The organism is Bacteriovorax sp. PP10 (assembly GCF_035013165.1).
Classification (GTDB): domain Bacteria; phylum Bdellovibrionota; class Bacteriovoracia; order Bacteriovoracales; family Bacteriovoracaceae; genus Bacteriovorax; species Bacteriovorax antarcticus.
The window spans coordinates 1,237,786-1,254,962 of the sequence record NZ_JAYGJQ010000001.1 but is presented as its reverse complement, the minus strand read 5'-3'; the positions used below and the strand labels follow the sequence as shown (position 1 = coordinate 1,254,962).

13 protein-coding genes are annotated in these 17,177 nt (G+C 40.5%); 5 read left to right on the top strand and 8 right to left on the bottom strand.

Features of this window, described 5'->3' with window-relative positions; all coding sequences use genetic code 11:
- Position 1 precedes the first annotated feature (1 nt).
- On the bottom strand, positions 2 to 3,097 hold the full coding sequence (locus SHI21_RS06105; RefSeq protein WP_323575392.1) for an efflux RND transporter permease subunit: 3,096 nt from the start codon (positions 3,095 to 3,097) through the stop codon (positions 2 to 4).
- Between the two features lie 383 nt (positions 3,098 to 3,480).
- On the opposite strand from SHI21_RS06105, the gene SHI21_RS06100 reads away from it, so the two are divergent.
- A complete protein-coding gene (locus SHI21_RS06100) occupies positions 3,481 to 5,076 on the top strand; it encodes a methyl-accepting chemotaxis protein (RefSeq protein WP_323575391.1) in 1,596 nt (531 codons plus the stop codon).
- Between the two features lie 44 nt (positions 5,077 to 5,120).
- Here SHI21_RS06100 and SHI21_RS06095 read toward each other — a convergent pair whose 3' ends face one another.
- The 7 genes from SHI21_RS06095 to SHI21_RS06065 all read right to left on the bottom strand — a co-directional run bounded on the left by SHI21_RS06095 (position 5,121) and on the right by SHI21_RS06065 (position 12,831).
- Positions 5,121 to 6,008, bottom strand: a complete 888-nt coding sequence (locus tag SHI21_RS06095; RefSeq protein ID WP_323575390.1) for a hypothetical protein — start codon at positions 6,006 to 6,008, stop codon at positions 5,121 to 5,123.
- 9 nt (positions 6,009 to 6,017) lie between these two features.
- On the bottom strand, positions 6,018 to 6,872 hold the full coding sequence (locus tag SHI21_RS06090; RefSeq protein ID WP_323575389.1) for a hypothetical protein: 855 nt from the start codon (positions 6,870 to 6,872) through the stop codon (positions 6,018 to 6,020).
- Between the two features lie 13 nt (positions 6,873 to 6,885).
- Complete coding sequence (locus SHI21_RS06085; protein WP_323575387.1) at positions 6,886 to 7,764, bottom strand: hypothetical protein; 879 nt, start codon at positions 7,762 to 7,764, stop codon at positions 6,886 to 6,888.
- A complete protein-coding gene (locus SHI21_RS06080) occupies positions 7,755 to 11,165 on the bottom strand; it encodes a beta strand repeat-containing protein (RefSeq protein ID WP_323575386.1) in 3,411 nt (1,136 codons plus the stop codon). Before SHI21_RS06080 ends, SHI21_RS06085 begins: the two co-directional genes overlap by 10 nt.
- A gap of 270 nt (positions 11,166 to 11,435) precedes the next feature.
- Complete coding sequence (locus tag SHI21_RS06075) at positions 11,436 to 11,756, bottom strand: hypothetical protein (RefSeq protein WP_323575385.1); 321 nt, start codon at positions 11,754 to 11,756, stop codon at positions 11,436 to 11,438.
- Between the two features lie 99 nt (positions 11,757 to 11,855).
- Positions 11,856 to 12,221: a hypothetical protein gene (locus SHI21_RS06070; RefSeq protein WP_323575384.1), complete on the bottom strand. Its 366-nt coding sequence runs from the start codon at positions 12,219 to 12,221 to the stop codon at positions 11,856 to 11,858.
- Between the two features lie 94 nt (positions 12,222 to 12,315).
- On the bottom strand, positions 12,316 to 12,831 hold the full coding sequence (locus SHI21_RS06065) for a DUF421 domain-containing protein (protein ID WP_323575383.1): 516 nt from the start codon (positions 12,829 to 12,831) through the stop codon (positions 12,316 to 12,318).
- Positions 12,832 to 12,976: 145 nt separating this feature from the next.
- Here SHI21_RS06065 and SHI21_RS06060 point away from each other — a divergent pair, with 145 nt between their 5' ends.
- Genes SHI21_RS06060 through SHI21_RS06045 form a run of 4 tightly spaced genes read left to right on the top strand, consistent with a single transcriptional unit; the run spans position 12,977 to position 17,104 of the window.
- On the top strand, positions 12,977 to 14,362 hold the full coding sequence (locus SHI21_RS06060) for a TldD/PmbA family protein (RefSeq protein WP_410198812.1): 1,386 nt from the start codon (positions 12,977 to 12,979) through the stop codon (positions 14,360 to 14,362).
- On the top strand, positions 14,359 to 15,684 hold the full coding sequence (locus SHI21_RS06055; protein WP_323575381.1) for a TldD/PmbA family protein: 1,326 nt from the start codon (positions 14,359 to 14,361) through the stop codon (positions 15,682 to 15,684). Before SHI21_RS06060 ends, SHI21_RS06055 begins: the two co-directional genes overlap by 4 nt.
- The gene (locus SHI21_RS06050) at positions 15,681 to 16,700 is read left to right on the top strand and encodes a hypothetical protein (protein ID WP_323575380.1); all 1,020 of its coding nucleotides are present in this window, start codon (positions 15,681 to 15,683) and stop codon (positions 16,698 to 16,700) included. The genes SHI21_RS06055 and SHI21_RS06050 overlap by 4 nt, the downstream gene beginning before the upstream one ends.
- Positions 16,697 to 17,104: a hypothetical protein gene (locus SHI21_RS06045; protein ID WP_323575379.1), complete on the top strand. Its 408-nt coding sequence runs from the start codon at positions 16,697 to 16,699 to the stop codon at positions 17,102 to 17,104. Before SHI21_RS06050 ends, SHI21_RS06045 begins: the two co-directional genes overlap by 4 nt.
- The last annotated feature ends 73 nt before the right edge of the window (positions 17,105 to 17,177 follow it).

Here is a 17,177-nt window from a genome sequence, read left to right as displayed (position 1 = left end):
CTTATCCTGCTACTTCCGCTTTTACTTTTCTCTTGCTGACTTTCGCCTTTTTTTCTAACGGAGATAAAATTAAATACAATGCCGGAACAACAAACAACGTCAGGATGGTTGAAACAATCGTCCCTCCGATAATTGCAAGTCCCATGGGAAGACGAGTCTCTGCTCCCATACTATGGCCGATAACTAATGGTGTAGCTGCTGCTACTGTCGCTGCTGACGTCATAAGAATGGGTCTTAGGCGAACCGGGCAAGCTTCAAGTAAAGCTTCAAACACCGGCTTCTTGGTGGCCTCTCGCACCTGATTACTGAATTCCACCAGCATGATGGAGTTCTTTTTTGCAATCCCCATTAAAACGATTAGACCGATGAAACTGAATAAGTTTACTGAAGCTCCAAACATCCACAGGGCCACAAGTGCTCCTGAGACTGAGAACGGTAGTGCCACTAAAACTGTAAACGGGTGAATGAAAGAGTTGAACTGAACAGCAAGAATTAAGTAAGCAACAAGGATACCTACCGAAAGTGCTGAACTTAAGCTTTCAAACGAAGAAGTAAATCCCGCAGAGGCCCCTTCAAGTGCGTATGAATATCCGGGTGGCAGAATTTCTTCTGCGATTTCTTTTGTACGATCCAGTACTTTTGATTGCGAGAGTCCAGGGGCCAGGTTACCGAAAACTGAAATCGCTCTTTGACGATTCACTCGTGAAATACCTTGAATGGTTTTTCCTTCAGTAATCGTTACGATTTCACTGAATGGAACGAGAATCCCCATATTGTTTCTTACATATAAATGCTTGAAGTCTTCCGGAGAACGAATCATTTCATCTTTTATTTTAAAACGGATGTCGTATCTTTTATTATCCATTGTGAAGCGGCCTTGACGGGTACTTCCAATTCCAGAAGATAAAATGCTACCGACTTGTTCAACGGTGACACCTCGATCGGCCATCGCTTCTCTATTTGGTGTTAAGATCAACTCAGGAATACCTGTACGATAATCGGTGTCCATATCCACACCTAATTTTTCGTCTTCTAAGCGCTTCATAAGAAGTTTTGATTTTTCATCAAGAACATTTAAGTCAGGCCCACGTAAATTAATCCCAATCGGGTTCTGGCGACCAGATGAAAGGTTTCTGGCCGAGTTATCACGTAACATTACTCGCACACCTTTAACGTTTTTAAAGGCATCACGCAGCTGATCCATAATCACAAGGTGACCAATCTTTCTTTCGCTTCTTGGTTTTAAAACAATAGGAATTGCCATCTGGTTGACGCTTGAACCAGGGCCTCCAAATCCACCGACAGAAATTAAGTATCCTGCGATGTTTGGATTTTGTTTTATAATCTCTTCAACTTTTAATCCCAGAGCACTAGTTGCATCTAAAGATGTTCCCGGTTTCGCCATCGCCGTCATGATAATTAAATCCTGATCCTGCATAGGCACGAATTCCTGGCGAACTCTCATAATTAAGACAAGTGAAAGAGCGAAAAAAGCAATGGAAGAAATAAGGACAGTCCACTTCCATTCAAGTGTCACTCTTAACCATTCACGGTATCTATCGTTCACTTTATCAAATAGTTCATCAAGATAATGCTCGAACTTTGAAACTTCAGGCTCTGAGCTTAGAAGGGCCGCAGCTCTCATAGGCGTAATCGTAACTGCTTCTAATAAAGATAAAAGAACACAGGCGCACATTGTGACACCGAACTGTAAGAAGAATTTACCGATGATTCCATCCATAAAGACGACGGGAAGAAATACCGCAACAACGGCCATGGTCGCAGCGATGGCAGCAGGTAAAACTTCTTTAGCACCATCTGAGGCCGCGGTCTGGGAGTCTTTTCCCATACGGTAGTGACGGATAATATTTTCTAAAAGCATGATGGCATCATCGACAACAATGGAAATTGAAAGTGTCAGGGCCAGAAGGGTAAACAGGTTTAAAGTAAATCCTGCAAAATAAATAATTGTGAATGTTCCAACGATAGAAGTTGGAATAGAAAATAAAATGTTAAAAGCGGCCTGTAGGCTTCCTAAAAATAAGAAGCAGATAACGATCGTAATACCGGCAGCAACCCATAACTTTTCAATAGTCAGACCCACCGTCGCTTCTGTCGACTTCGTGTAGTCTACGATGATCTGGTAATTATATCCCTTGGGAAAACTTCCTTTAATCGCCTCTAATTTTTTCTTAACTGTTTCTGCAACCTGGACCTCGTTCACTCCACGTTGTTTTCTAATCTGAACACCGATTGCCGATGTTCCGTTAACTCGTGCCAGTCTTCTGATATCAGACAGACCATCTTTAACTTCGGCCACATCACCCAGATAAATTTTTCTTCCAACAACACGATCACTTCCGCGCTTTAGAATACGAATTTTTGAAACCTGCTCAATCGCATTGGCCTCACCTAGCCAACGAACGCGAAGTTCGCGCTGCCCTTCTGTGAATTGTCCTGCGGCACTTTCGACATGCTGAGCTTTCAAGGCATCAATAACGTCAGTAATAGTTAATTCAAATTGATCTAATTTTTTTGGATCAATCCAGATACGTAAGTTACGGTCGGAGAATCCTCCGACTGTCACTTCACCAACACCTGGTAAAAATCTTAACTGGTCTAATAAATATCTATCTGACCATGCAAGCATGTCTTTTAAATCAGCATTACCTGAAACCGCGATAATAATAATCGGATCTTCTTCCGGGTTTTTCTTTCTCACGATGGGAGGATCTACGCCCTCAGGTAAACGCAACTGACTAAGTGCCGATTGAACTTCTTGAAGAGCAACGTCAACGTTACGATTGATATCAAATTCTAATGTCACTGATCCTTGGCCTTGGTTGGCCGAAGACCGCATTTCTTTAACACCTTCAATCGCTAATAATTTTTCTTCGATAGGATCAACTAACTCTGACTCCACAACTTCTGGAGCTGCTCCATCGTAATTAACAGAAACGTTGATGATAGGAAAATCGACATCCGGCAACTGACTGATCGCCATTTTATTAAGTGAGATCGCACCGAATACAATAAGTGCAAACATCAAAACCCAAGCAAACACCGGGCGACGTATTGAAAGATCTATAAGATTCATAGGCTCATCTTTGATAGTTAGGGATACAAATTTGAGGCATCTTATAGATAATACTTAACAATGTTAAGTAATAATTAGCGGTATCAGGCTTTCCAAGTTACTGATAATTGAGACTTGTTGCATTTTTGTAACCCAGAAAAAATATAATAAAATTTATTTAAAACCACTATTCCTTTCAAATGTTAAGAATCACTCTTCTCGTTGTAAGAATCGTATTCCAAAAAAGATAATCTTTCTTTTCGTACACCAATCTCACACTAACTAAATTTTCTTCAAATGGTTTCTTGTTTAATTTGATTGTTTCTTTGGCCAAGCTTTAATTATCTTTTTTTTGAAATAGATAAAATATTGGTACATCAATTTTTTCCTAGAGGGCAAAGCTAATGAACAATCTCTTAGATTACAAAAACGTTACAAAAATGAATGCGGTTTTAATCATCATTCTACTTGCGAGTATCGCCTCATCTCTTTGGACATCATTTGAAGTTAACAAGTCCAATGAGAAGCGTCTGGTGTCCCTGCAGCTAGCTCAGGAACTACAACAAAGCTCAAATGACCTGACTTTAAATGCGAGATTGTATGTCGTTACCGGTGATCAAAAATGGGAAGATCAATACAATTATATTGTCGACTGGAGAAATGGTAAAAAACCTCGTCCCGATGGAAGACAAATTCCAATGGACGATTTATTAAAAAATGCAGGCTTTACAGAGGAAGAATTTGCCGAGCTAAAGAAGGCAAATGGCCTTTCAACAGACTTAATTGCAACAGAAGTTGAAGCAATGAACGCGGTAAAAGGTCTTTATAAAGACGAAACCGGAGCTTACACAAAAAAATCCGAACCGAATTTAGAGCACGCCAGAACTCTTATGCACAATAAGACTTACACCGATTTTATCGTTTCAATCGGTCAGCCAATTAAAGCTTTTAACGATCTATTAAAAGTAAGACTTAATAACGAAGTTGATAAATTCAGTCACCGTATCGTTGTTCTTCAGGTAGTGACTTTCATGATCGCTATTTTAATTTTTTCGCTTTCAACTCTTTCTTCTCGTACGCTCAAAAAAGTTTTAGCTGTGGCCATCGCAAAACTAACAGGCTCATCTGATAAGATCAAAGAAGTCATGAACGGTTTATCGGCCGCAGGAGAATCTCTTTCGAGTCTTTCAACAGAAGGTGCCGCTTCTGTTTCAGAAACCGCCGCTGCCGTTGATGAAACCAATTCGATGATTACGAACAATAAAGAACTAGCTATCAATACTTCAACGACAACTCACAGAAGTAGAGACAATGCCAATAAAGGAAAAGAAGTTGTTCTTCACATGGCAACTCTTATGCAAGAAATTAATACTGTAAACGAAGAAGTGGCAAGAACGGTTGAGCAAGGAAATGTGCGCTTTGGTGAAGTTGTTAATATGATCAATGAGATCAGTAATAAAACTAAAATCATTAATGATATTGTTTTTCAAACCAGAATCCTCTCTTTCAATGCTTCTGTTGAAGCAGCTCGTGCCGGTGAACAAGGAAAAGGATTTGCAGTTGTTGCTGAAGAAATCGGGAACCTTGCTGCTCTTAGTGGTAAGTCTGCAACTGAAATCACCGCCATCTTAGATCAAAGTATTACGAACGTAAAAACCATTGTTGATGAAACAAGATCGACTGTTGAAAAAATTATCAAAGTTGCAAAATCTAAATCATACGAAGGTCAGCAAATCGCCAAAGAATGTTCACTGGTTTTAGAAGATATTGTTTCTGAAGTTAGTAAGGTTGTGACAATGTCAGATCAGATTACTTCAGCGAGTACAGAACAAGCACATGGGATGGGAGAAATCGCTAAAGCGATGGAGAACATTGATCAGAGTGCTCATGAGACGAGTCACCTTTCTAAAAAAGTAAGCCAAATTTCTGATGAATTGAATGCTGAAATTCACTCGATTGTAGACATGATTCAAGAGATTGGAAAATTAACGAACGGATAGATAATCTTCTAAGCAGGTCTAAAATAAAAAATTAGATCTGCTTTTTAGTGAGTAAACACGCAACGAAAACCTACATTATTAGCAGCGTAATTTGCTGGAGCTTCCATCGACGTCGTAAAAATTCCGGCCTGATCTCCCATTGTCCACTCTCCACCACGGCCAATTGCTCCACCATTGAAACCAATTCTCGCAGCCCCCATTCCACAATAAGGCGATGCCCAGCGAGCAGGACAAATAGTGGCCATATCAGCACCATAACGATTTTGCTCATTATCACCATTCGTCATAGTTGAGACAAAATAATTTGTTGAATAGGCAACAGTCAGATCATTAGTAACCCATTCATAAAGATTCGCTGACAAATCCCAGATGACATTTCCATTGGAAAGTTTATGAGTCCTTCTTTGTGAATCCCAGACTGTCGATGAACATGTTTGTCCTGTTCCATTGCAAGGATCGTTATCGTCAGTCACTGCTGCCAGGGCATTTCCAGGTGTCCCATCAGAGTGCCCCCAGTTAATCTGTCCAGTGGCCACTATTCCAGAACTCCAGTTACTCGCCACACCTGCAATATTTCTGGCAATTGTTTGCCATTGATCATTTGAAATTAAATCATAACTTCCTCCCAGGCTCTGGCATTTTGCCCTGGCAGCACTTCTATCAATCGATACCCATGGAGTCCCAGCGGCTACAGATGCTGGAGTTCCATATCCATCATCTTTCATTTCATATTTGGCGACACAAAAAGCTGTCACTGTATAAGGAGATAAACTAGGAACAAATATATAATTTGTCGGACACTGTGCTGATGTGAGCGCAGTCCCTGCTGTTCCCGTTGATGATGTTGGAGGTGTAACTGCAAATTTTTTCCAACTTGCCGAATAAACCGGCAATGACAATAAAACGAAATTTAACACTAATAACTTTTTCATATATTCGCCTTAAGGAATAAATACGCAACGAAAACCTTTAGAGGTACTTCCAAAAGAGGTTAAAGTGTTTAAAGAGACTGTAAATATACCTGTGGGAATTCCACTCGACCACTCTCCACCTCTATGTATTCCACCACTGGTGGCCGCAAATACGCCCTGGCCCATTCCACAATAAGGAGATGATCCTGAAGTTGTACATATTGTTCCAGTCGCTGCACCAAAACGTGTTTGTCTCAATAGTCCATCACTTTGAGTTGAGATATAAGCGGTAGCACCATTACTTACGTTGGAATCATTTGTTACCCACTCCTGAACATTACCGGCCAAATCCCAAATCACATTTCCGTTTGAAAGAGTATGAGTTCTTCTTTGATCACTCCAAACCGTTAATGAACATGTTTGTCCTGTCCCATTACATGAATCATTGTCATCAGTAACTGCGGCAAGTGCATTGTTAGGAGTCCCGTCAGAATGACCACGGTTAAGTTCTCCAGCTCCACCAACAGATCCTCCGCTCCAGTTAGAAGCGACACCTGCAATGTTCCTAGCTATACTTTGCCACTGATCATTTGAAATCATATCAAACCCAACACCTAAAGCTTTGCATTTTGCTCTGGCCGTTGGTCTATCTATCGACACCCATGGAGATCCTGATGCCTGAGAAATAGGCATTCCATAACCATCATTTTTCATTTCATATTTGGCCACACAAAAATCCAGTGTCGTATAACCGGCAAGTGCTGGAACAAAAATATAATTATCCGGACAAACTTGTACAGCAGATCCAGCTACGATTTTTTTCCACGTAGCGGCTTCACTTGATAAAGACGTTATAGAAAGTAAAAATGCTAAAACTAATTTCATGAATATTCCTTCATTATGGAACATAGACACAACGAAATCCTGTATCAGTCCAGTAATTTGCGGGCTGATCTCTAGTATCTGTTGTAAATATACCTGCATTAGTTCCTATGCTGTAAGTTCCACCACGTGACATCGACCCCGTGTCTCCTCCTGAAAAAAGCCCTTTTCCCATCCCACAATAAGGAGAGACTGCTGGAGTAGCACAAATTGTATTCGTAGCTGTACCATAAGCGATTTGCTTTCGATCGCCGGCCGTCATTTGTGAAACGAAACTGTCAGTTCCATATTTAACTGTATTATCATTCGTAACCCATTCAGCGAGGTTACCACCCATATCCCAAATAACATTTCCATTGGAAAGTTTATGAGTTCTTCTTTGAGCATCCCAAACAGTCGATGAACATGTCTGTCCTGTTCCATTGCATGCATCGTTATCATCGACGACGGCATTTAACTGCACATTAGGAGTATTATCTGTATGCCCATTACTAAGTGCCCCACTCCCAACAACTCCTGAACTCCAATTGCTTGCAACACCAGCTATGTTTCTAACGATTGCTTGCCATTGCTCATTCGATATTAAATCATAATTTACACCCAGCCCCTGACAAGCGGCACGGGCACTATCGCGCGTGACTGAAACCCAAAGGCTTCCGCCTGGAGTTGCAAGTGGTGTGTTGCCATCAGCATCTTTTTTCATTTCGTATTTAGATACACAAAAAAATCTAGGTGAATAAGGTATCAAGGCAGGTACACCTACATATCCTGTTGGACACGCTGTAATAACTGTTGTGACAGCTGGAGGATTCGCCGCTTTATAAATTGATTTCCAGGTTGCAGAATGCACATTATATGAAGTGAATAGTAATAAGAAAATATTGATTACTGACATGTTAATAGATTCCCAGCTGAATCTTTTGCAATTGTTCCGACAGGAACAGTACAAGCTGCGTTTTCAGTTACAGTCGTTGTAGGTACAACATACTGACCGTAAACTTCTCCGCCCGCTCCACGTTTAACTAATGTTGCGGCCACTGCTGTTGTATCATCGATTGAAGGCCCGTCAACCAGAGCAGTCCCACCGCTGTTTACGACAACTGATTTGTTACCTGTAAAAGAAGTTGATCCTGTTCCACCGTTTGCTAATGCAATCGTTCCGTTGGCACTGTTTGAAGCAATTTTAATCCAAGCTGAACCAGTAGAAACATAAATGGCTTCGTTACCAGTATCACTTACTACATACATTCTTCCCGTGTTTCCAGCAGCGGCCACTGGACGAGCGGCAAGGGTTCCGATCTGCACTGAAGCTGCACCACCTGCATTAGCTACAAAATTTGTGTCAACATATCCTTTATTAGCAGCATCTGCTGCAACTGATGGAGCTGTTAAACCTGTTACTGCATTCGCTGTAATTGTTTGCGCTATATTTGTTGTATCTGCTTTCCCCGAAATTGATGTTGTATTCGCTGAAATTTGCGCCTGTAATTTTCCAAAAGCAGCTAAAATTGTGTCTGTTGCCGTCACTGCCGTTGAAGTAACAAAAGAAATACCTGTTAAAGCAATTGCTCTTACATCAGCTGCAAAAGTTGAAATGTTTTGCTTTTCTGTATCAAGTTCATTAATGGCCGCTTGAGCAGTTGTCGCTGCAATGTTACCTGCAGCTGTATTCGTAATTTGAGCAGCGGTATAATCTCCCGCTGTTGCAACCACTGCGCCTGTTCTACCAAATACAGTTGAAATTGGTGATGATGGATTAGCGACCCAAGAAAGAATACCTGCACCATCAGTCGATAAAACATACCCACTTGTTCCATTTGAATCTGGAAAAGTTAATGTTCTATTTCCCGTTAATGCACCAGTTGTTAGTTCTACATAATTTGTCGCGTTCGCTCCGTAGATACGAACTTTGCTTACATCTTGAGTTGTCGTTTTATCAATCGTTGCCTGCTTAGTACCAAGTTGAGTCTGGATATCAGAAGTCACTCCACTTAAATAACCTAATTTTGTCGTTGTGATAGTTGAATCACTTAAAGCACCTGATCCGTTAGTCACGATGACAAAGTTATTTCCACCAGCATATGCTGCTGCTTTAGAATTGATTTGAGTCTGGATATCAGATGTGACATTTGAAAGGTATCCAATCTGAGTTGCAGTAGTTGCTGAAGCTGCAAGTAATCCACTTCCATTTGTAATAACAGCTTTGCCTGCATTACCTACACCAAGAGTTAACCTCGAAGGATCAATTGTTGGAGCAACTCCAGCAGAAGACCAGTCTACGATTGAAGCAGAACTTGCTTTAGCATCTAATTGAGTCTGAACGTTACTAGTCACTCCCGATAAGTATCCTAAGACAGTATCGGAAATAGTTGTTACAGCAAGTGCTCCGGAACCATCAGTTGTGACGATTCTATTGGCCGTTCCACTGAAAACTCCAGTCACACAAGTGACGTTTGTTCCATCACCTTGTAAAAATTGTCCGGCCGTACAAGTTGGAAGAACTGCTTTAGCAAAAGCTTTTACAGTAGGATCTGTTTCAACTCCTGAAGGTGCCGCAATCCACGAAAGGACCCCTGAACCATCAGTTGATAAAACATACCCGTTACTTCCATCAGAATCAGGAAAAGTTAATGTTCTATTTCCTGTTAATGTTCCTGTTGTTAGTTCTACATAGTTTGTCGCATTCGCTCCGTAGATACGGACTTTGCTTACAGCTTGAGTTGTCGTTTTATCAATCGTTGCCTGCTTAGTACCAAGTTGAGTCTGGATATCAGAAGTCACTCCACTTAAGTAACCTAACTTTGTTGTTGTAATCGTCGAGTCACTTAAGGCCCCCGAGCCATTTGTCACAACGACAAAATTGTTTCCACCAGTATAAGATCCGGCACCGGCATTATCGACAACACAACTAAGCACTGTTCCGTTTGCTTTTAAAACTTCTCCAGCAGCACATGTAGGAAGGGCCGCTTTAGCAAAGGCCGTTACACTGGGGTCTGTTTCTGCTGAAATTTTAGTATCAAGTTGAGTTTGAACACTTGAAGTGACACCTGACAAATAACCTAATTGAGTCGATGTTGTCGGTGAAACAGTTATAAACCCTGACCCATCCGTAATAACCGCTTTCCCGGCATTAGGAACAGTAAGGTTTAGCCTTGATGGGTGAATCGTGGCAACGCCTGATACGGCCCAATCAAGTTTCGCATTAATTTGAGTTTGAATATTACTTGTCGCTCCTGAAAGGTAGCCAAGTACTGTATCAGAAATCGTAGTGACATCTAGTGCCCCCGATCCATTAGTTGTCACAATCCTATTAGCTGTTCCAGAAAAAACTCCGGCCCCTGCTTGATCAGTCACACACCCAAGAGATGTTCCATCAGAACTTAAAACTTCACTCACCGTACAAGTAGGGAGAACGACTTTAGCAAAAGCTTTTACAGTTGGATCTGTTTCAGTTGTACTAACTGTTCCAGGAATCCATTTTGTACCATTATAGACTAAGGCCTGATTAAGTGTTGGAGGAGTTGTTGTAAGGTCAACGTCAGATAGCTTATCAAGGTTATAATCCCCTTCCTGGGCAACGACAGCCCCAGTTCGTCCATAAACTGAAATGATGGCGCTAGAGTTAGAGATATGATCGTAGGTTGCACCATTATAAACAATCCAGTCACCGACAAAGTACCCATTGGCATCATCATTAGAGATGAAATAATCTCCCGCTGAAGCCCCTACTGGAAAAGTTCCCGGTGTCGGATCCCACGCACCTTTATAGTTAAGGCCATTCACTGATCTCGGTTTCCATTTTCCAGAAACAGCATCGTATGAAAGAACTTGTTTATCAGTTGGGGGTGTACAGTTAAAACCTTGCCCACCAAGAGTTGAGTCACATAAAGAAAAGTTAACTGTATAAGTTGCCGCTGCACTGGCATTAGATAAAATAAAATCAAAAATCTTTCCGGCAGCAAAAGTTACATTAGCTAATGTATTGGCGATAATTTTCGTCGATGTTTTTGATTCAATACTAAGGTTAGTTGTTGTCGCCCCTTCTTTGATTTCAAAAGCGCTTACTGTATCAAGGTTAAGGCCGGTGATCACGATCTGATGATTAATCACTTCAATGTTTGAAACAGTCGCATTCAATGCTGTTGATGTTGAAGCTATTTTCTTAGGATTCTGTGAAGTAATAGAAATGTGATTATTTGGAACACACCCTATCCCGACAACTAAAGTAGCAAGCAATGAGATAAGGTTGATTCTACTTAATCTACTTCTAAAATTTATTAAGCCTATTCTGTTCATATAAATAATATTACATCAAAACAAAATTAATAAGATCACTGGAAGTTATTTCCTAATCTAATCATGAGTTATGCGATTGATGTTTTCTTGAACATTTTAAAAGTGCGTACTCTTTGAGGCTTAAGTGAAATATTGCTTAGATAGAGTCTGAAGTTTTGTCAGGATAACTTAATAAAAAGATAAGAACCGGGTGTTTATAAAACAAATTCTTGCCATCTAAACACATTCCACCAAGAATAATTCTCCAATGAAAAATGCCTGAAGCTTGTCTTAAATTTTACAAGCAGGAAAATAAACTGACTGATCATTACCCATAACAAAAACTGCGCGTTTATTTTTGTAAGAGATAGCACTGTTGTCATCAAACGAAGAAAAAGCATCTTCACTTTCCACTTCTTTTTGCCAAACACCTGATCCAGAAATCGCAACATTTTCGTTATCGATCACTTTAATAGTCCATGCAACACTTTTTGGAATTGTTGTCTCAACGACAGAAATATTTAACTGAAGGTTATCGCTTACGCAGATAATTGATTCATTAGCAGATAGAGAAAAAGGGAATAAAAAAAGCAGAACGAAAAGTAGTTTCATTTAAAGTGCCGTGGTTTTGATTGAAGCTTCTTTTATAAAAAAAACTCTATCAAATCAAAGTATTTCTCAACTTTTCGCACGGCCATCTCTAAATAATAACTACTTAATTGGTGGGCACTCTGATTTTAGTTCAGCTGGATTTACTTCTGAGCATCCATTGATAGCAAAAATTGTAATTGGGTTCTGACGCTCATTTGGAACCTGAGCAAATTTGCCATCGCAACGGTATAATCCATCAGTCATGCTATCGAATTTTTCGGCAACTTCATAGGTCCCAAAAGCAACGGGGCTTGCCATACCTGTACACCAAGATTGTAGAGTACGATTTGTTGTGTAGTTAACACCTGTATCAGTAACGTTGCTATTTTTTTTAATGTACGTTTCAGTAAAAGCAGCTGATGGAACTTTTGCTGAAAATGCAGAAGCTGAAAGAGTTAATGCCAGTGTAGCTAGTAAAGTTTTCATAATTAATCCTTATGTGGAATGTGTGACAAAAATAGTTTTGCACAACACTTATGCCTTGTAAAAAATTAAGTTGTCTCCAGAAAAGCTTCCTTAGTTACACTGAAATATCCCCGTCCCCATCTAATAAACTTTTAGGGTTATCGTGCACAACCAGCAGCCTTCCCTCTGAATCCATCACTACGCGGTGGAGTTTAGAGACGTTCTCCACCCCTTGCAGCATAAGTAGCGCACGTAGTTGCGGTAGCGTCATTAGGATCTTTTTCAATTCATTTTTTTGAACTTTTCCATCCATCACCAGGATAATCGGTCTACCTTCAATGAGGTGACTCATGACCTGGCTATGATATGTGACATGGCTGATGCCTTTGCTTAAAAAAATCAAAGTCACCGCCGAGATTAGACCTCCGATTAAAGTGTTGTCTCCGGCGTTCATAGAGTTTTGAACAGCATTACTGATAAGTAACATGGCCACTAATTCAGTAGGGCCCATTTGGGCAATTTGTTTTCTGCCGGCAACTCTTAGAAGAAACAAGATCACAAGATAAACGGCAACAGTTCTTAAAATAAGCTCCCATGGAGAGACTGATAAATGAAATAAATCCTGAGTCATTGATACCCCTACTTTCAAACAATACCTGACAAATCTATAAATGAGATTCTCACCCCATCATTGCAGATTTGCCATAACATTCTGCTGACATTCACTATCTGAATTCGTTAAACTTTATATTCACCTTCTTAAGGAGACATTCATGTTGTTACAAAAAGAAATCGCTCACGATGTCATCGCCTATGCCATCAGTCTGGGTGCAGATTTTTGCGAATTGTTTATTGAAAAAACCAGCGTTCAAAATATTGTCTATAACTCAAAAAAGATCAAAGACATCTCTTCAGGAATTGATTCCGGAATTGGTGTGCGTTTGATTTATGGGCAGATGGCCCTTTATGCGTTTTCTAATTCGACGAAAAAAGAAGACCTGCTCGATATGGTGAAAAAACTGGCGACACAGTTTACTCATAAAGCAAATCCTCTGAAACCCACGACTTTCAACTTCAACAAACTTCAATACCAGGAAGTGAGATCTATTCCCAATACAGATGCTCTTTTGCCGGAAAAGATTGAGGCCTTAAAAAAATTAGATCAGCTCACTCGCGCTCAAAGTCCATTGATCTCTCAGGTCTCACTAAATTTTTTACAAAAAGAACAGAACGTTGAAATTTTCAACTCAGAAGGTTTGCACGCAACTGAAACCAGACCCTATATCAGAATCTATTCCTCAGCTGTCGCCTCAGATGGAACTGAACAGGCAACAGGCTCAACGGCACCAGGAAGACGTGGTGGCTTTAATTTTATTGAAACCCTAAACTTCAGTGAGACGGCAGAGATTGTCGCAAAACAAGCACTGACAGTTTTAAAAGCAAAACCGTGTCCTGCGGGAATGATGCCGGTAGTGATTGAGAATGGTTTTGGTGGAGTTATTTTCCATGAAGCTTGTGGGCATTTATTAGAAACAACGTCGGTAGAAAGAAAGTCATCAATCCTCTGGGATAAAAAAGGTGAACTGATCGCCCACCCTGCAGTAAGTGCAGTTGATGATGGAACGAATGAAGAGCTTTGGGGAAGTCTTTCAATTGATGATGAAGGAATGCCGACACAAAAAACTCAGCTGATTAAAAATGGAGTTTTAGAAAACTTCATCTCAGATAAACTTGGTTTCATGAAAACAGGACATGCTAGAACTGGCTCAGGAAGAAGACAAAACTATCGTTTCGCTCCTGCTTCAAGAATGAGAAACACTTATATCGATAAAGGAACTTCTACTCTGGATGACATGCTTCAATCAATGGGTGACGGTCTTTACTGTGCGGCCATGGGTGGTGGGTCAGTGAATCCAGGTACAGGCGAATTCAACTTCTCAGTTAACGAAGGTTACCTGGTGAAAAATGGAAAAATACAGCACGCGATTAAAGGTGCGACTCTCATTGGTAAGGGTGCCGAGATCTTAAAAAAGATCAGCATGGTTGGTGACAACCTGGAGTGCACGGCCGGAATGTGTGGATCTGTCAGTGGAAGTATTCCTACGACAGTAGGACAACCCGCTCTCAAAGTGGATGATATTTTAGTTGGAGGTCAAGCGTGAAAAATACACTTCAAAAAATTATTGATCAATCACTGCACGCTGGTGCCGAAGCTTGTGACGTTATTGTCAGCTCTGCTGAATCAATGAACCTGGGAGCTCTTGATGGCAACCTGGATAAATTCAAAGTTTCAAAAACATCTATGTTTGGTGTGCGAGTTATTAAGAATAAAAAAGTAGGACTTTCTTATTCAGAAAGTTTTGATGACGATGCGATTGCCTTTGCTGCAAAAAATGCTGTCTCCAATGCAGACTACTCTGACCAGAGTGAGCACGAAACGATTTCAATCACAAATTCAAAAGACTTCATTGGTAAAGCTCCTGTAAAAGATACCAGCTCAACTGAAGAAAAAATTGAATTTGCACTAAAGCTGGAAAGTGAAATTAAAAAAAGAGACTCGCGCATTCAAAGTGTTCCTTACAATGGAATTACGGTGAGCAACTCTTCAGCATACTATTTAAACTCTCTTGGCAGATACACTGAAGAAAGTGATTTCGCCATGAGTGCTTACACTTCTTCACTTATTAAAGAGGGTGACGTTTCATCAATGCACTACGCTTCTATGCAAGGTCGCGATCTTTCTAAATTGGATCTCGAAGGCTCTATTGAAGAATGTCTTGAACACTCTATTAACTGGCTTACAGCTGCACCTGTTCCAACAGGTTCATATGATGTCATTTTTCACACTGAAGTTTTATCAAGCTTAATTGGATCTTTCTCAAGTTGTTTTTCAGCAAAAGCTGCAATTACAAAAACGAATATGTGGGAAAATAAACTAAACGAGCTGGTCGCTTTTTCAAATTTTACGTTGATCGACTCTCCTGCTTACGAAGACGCTTTCTATAAGCAATATGTCGATGCTGAAGGCGCAGAAAAAGTCGATCTGACGATGATTGAAAACGGTGTCCTGAAATCTTTTTATCATAATACGGCCACTGCTAATCACTTTGGGACTAAGACCACAGGTCACGCTTCCAGAGGACCTAGGTCTTCTCTAGGTGTTTCTCGTTCAAATTGGATCATTCTTCCTGGAACAAGCTCTGAATCAGATATGACAGAAGGAACTTACTTAGAAGTTGTCGATGTGATGGGAATGGGACCTGGAACCAATAGTATTTCCGGTGAGTTTTCATTCGGGGCAAGCGGATACCTATGCAAAAACGGTAAAAGGATCCAGCCCGTGAAAGGAATCACAATTGCTGGTAACTTTAATAGACTCCTGTCTGGAATTTCCAGAATGGGAACAGAGTTAAAAACCAATGACTCTGCTAATACTTTTTCACCGCTGATCAGGTTCAGTGATTTATCAGTAGCAGGAAAATGATCCTTGAATTAATTTTATTAACTCAGATACTACATGCAGGCGAGCCGGATAATTTTTCGGCCCGCCTTGATAGTAAAGCTGTGGTCGCCAACACGTCTATCAATGAAACAGTCAATAACGTTTTAGGTGTTACTATTTCTGAGGCCAACGGGCGCTCAGGTGAGAAAGGCTGTGATAAAAAATTACTGACCAATCTTTTGAAAGATGAACTTGATAGAAACTGGCCCAATATTACGAAGTACCTTTATCTCAACGTACCTTTTGCCGGACCTGATTCATATACCAAAGTCCCTTACCTTGGAACTATGCCTTACGGACGCACCACTTTTAGCCCTTCAGTAAAACTGCAGTTGGATGACGAAACTTTTACTATTGGCATTGATAAGATCGATCACTTTTTTGCTCATGGATTTCTTTACTGGAACATTGTCGATCAGGACCCTACACTTCCGGCAAAAAAAGTTAAAAATGCTCTCGACTTAGGAACCGCGCAAGAAGAAGGTCCCTGGGGGCTACAATTCACCGGTGTAAAATCTTATGCCGATATGTCCGCCAACTACAAAGGCCTGTCTTTCTGGCGCGATCTTCTGGATGGATCTCCCGCACTGATTGAATGTGTAGATAATAAGTTCGTTTTAAAAAATAAATTCGCGCTGGAAAATTATTTTGATTCTTCAATGGATGAGTCTATTAACTGCAGCAGCTACGCTAAAGTCGAAATGCTCCAGTCCATCAGAACCTTCACTGAACAAAATAAAGTTTCATGCCCCGTTTCGAGTGAAGCCTGCGAAAAATTTGTCAAAGATTACCCTAAAGAAGTGGCCGAAAAAATTCTTCATCCGTTATGCCGCAAGACAGGGACATCTCAAATCGAAAAGGCATCGAAGCTTTCTTCGAAAGATATTATTGATGGAGTACAAGGGGTCTTCTCTGGCGGTGGTAATCTTTTTGAAATGCTCTTCCCGCCAACTAAAAAAGATAATAATACAGGTGCAGGCGGAGTGATGGCAAAATGAAAACCCTACTCGCTCTATTCCTTCTATTCCCTTTAAGCTCTTTCGCTAAAAAACCTGAGAGCGACTTTAACCGTGCTCAAACTTTATGGACGAACTTCCGTGCTTGCGAGTCTCAGATCAAAAATGAACTAAACCTTATCAACTGTATCGATGGATACATTAACTCAAAAATCACCAGGTATGAAAAAGGTAAGCTCGCCAGCTACCTTGCAATGGGATTTTCTTTTTCTGAGTTGTTTGAATGCAAAGATGTAAAAGACCTTCTGCCACTTAATCCTAAAGAAGATGAAAAATACTTCTGCATGAATGTCTTAGGAAATAAATCGAAACTTCCAGGCTTCATCACCGTGACGTCTGAGAACAATAAATTCAAACTAAACTCCATCAAATATAATGACAAATAATGGCCTCTGCCCGTTGTTGATATTTTCAATTTTCACTACACTTTATATATTCACACTCCGGTCTTTCTCTTTA

What these genes read in the sequence shown, in the direction of transcription:
- SHI21_RS06105 (WP_323575392.1), bottom strand. Translation starts at nt 3,097, where the DNA reads ATGAATCTTATAGATCTTTCAATACGTCGCCCGGTGTTTGCTTGGGTT.
- SHI21_RS06100 (WP_323575391.1), top strand. Translation starts at nt 3,481, where the DNA reads ATGAACAATCTCTTAGATTACAAAAACGTTACAAAAATGAATGCGGTT.
- SHI21_RS06095 (WP_323575390.1), bottom strand. Translation starts at nt 6,008, where the DNA reads ATGAAAAAGTTATTAGTGTTAAATTTCGTTTTATTGTCATTGCCGGTT.
- SHI21_RS06090 (WP_323575389.1), bottom strand. Translation starts at nt 6,872, where the DNA reads ATGAAATTAGTTTTAGCATTTTTACTTTCTATAACGTCTTTATCAAGT.
- SHI21_RS06085 (WP_323575387.1), bottom strand. Translation starts at nt 7,764, where the DNA reads ATGTCAGTAATCAATATTTTCTTATTACTATTCACTTCATATAATGTG.
- SHI21_RS06080 (WP_323575386.1), bottom strand. Translation starts at nt 11,165, where the DNA reads ATGAACAGAATAGGCTTAATAAATTTTAGAAGTAGATTAAGTAGAATC.
- SHI21_RS06075 (WP_323575385.1), bottom strand. Translation starts at nt 11,756, where the DNA reads ATGAAACTACTTTTCGTTCTGCTTTTTTTATTCCCTTTTTCTCTATCT.
- SHI21_RS06070 (WP_323575384.1), bottom strand. Translation starts at nt 12,221, where the DNA reads ATGAAAACTTTACTAGCTACACTGGCATTAACTCTTTCAGCTTCTGCA.
- SHI21_RS06065 (WP_323575383.1), bottom strand. Translation starts at nt 12,831, where the DNA reads ATGACTCAGGATTTATTTCATTTATCAGTCTCTCCATGGGAGCTTATT.
- SHI21_RS06050 (WP_323575380.1), top strand. Translation starts at nt 15,681, where the DNA reads ATGATCCTTGAATTAATTTTATTAACTCAGATACTACATGCAGGCGAG.
- SHI21_RS06045 (WP_323575379.1), top strand. Translation starts at nt 16,697, where the DNA reads ATGAAAACCCTACTCGCTCTATTCCTTCTATTCCCTTTAAGCTCTTTC.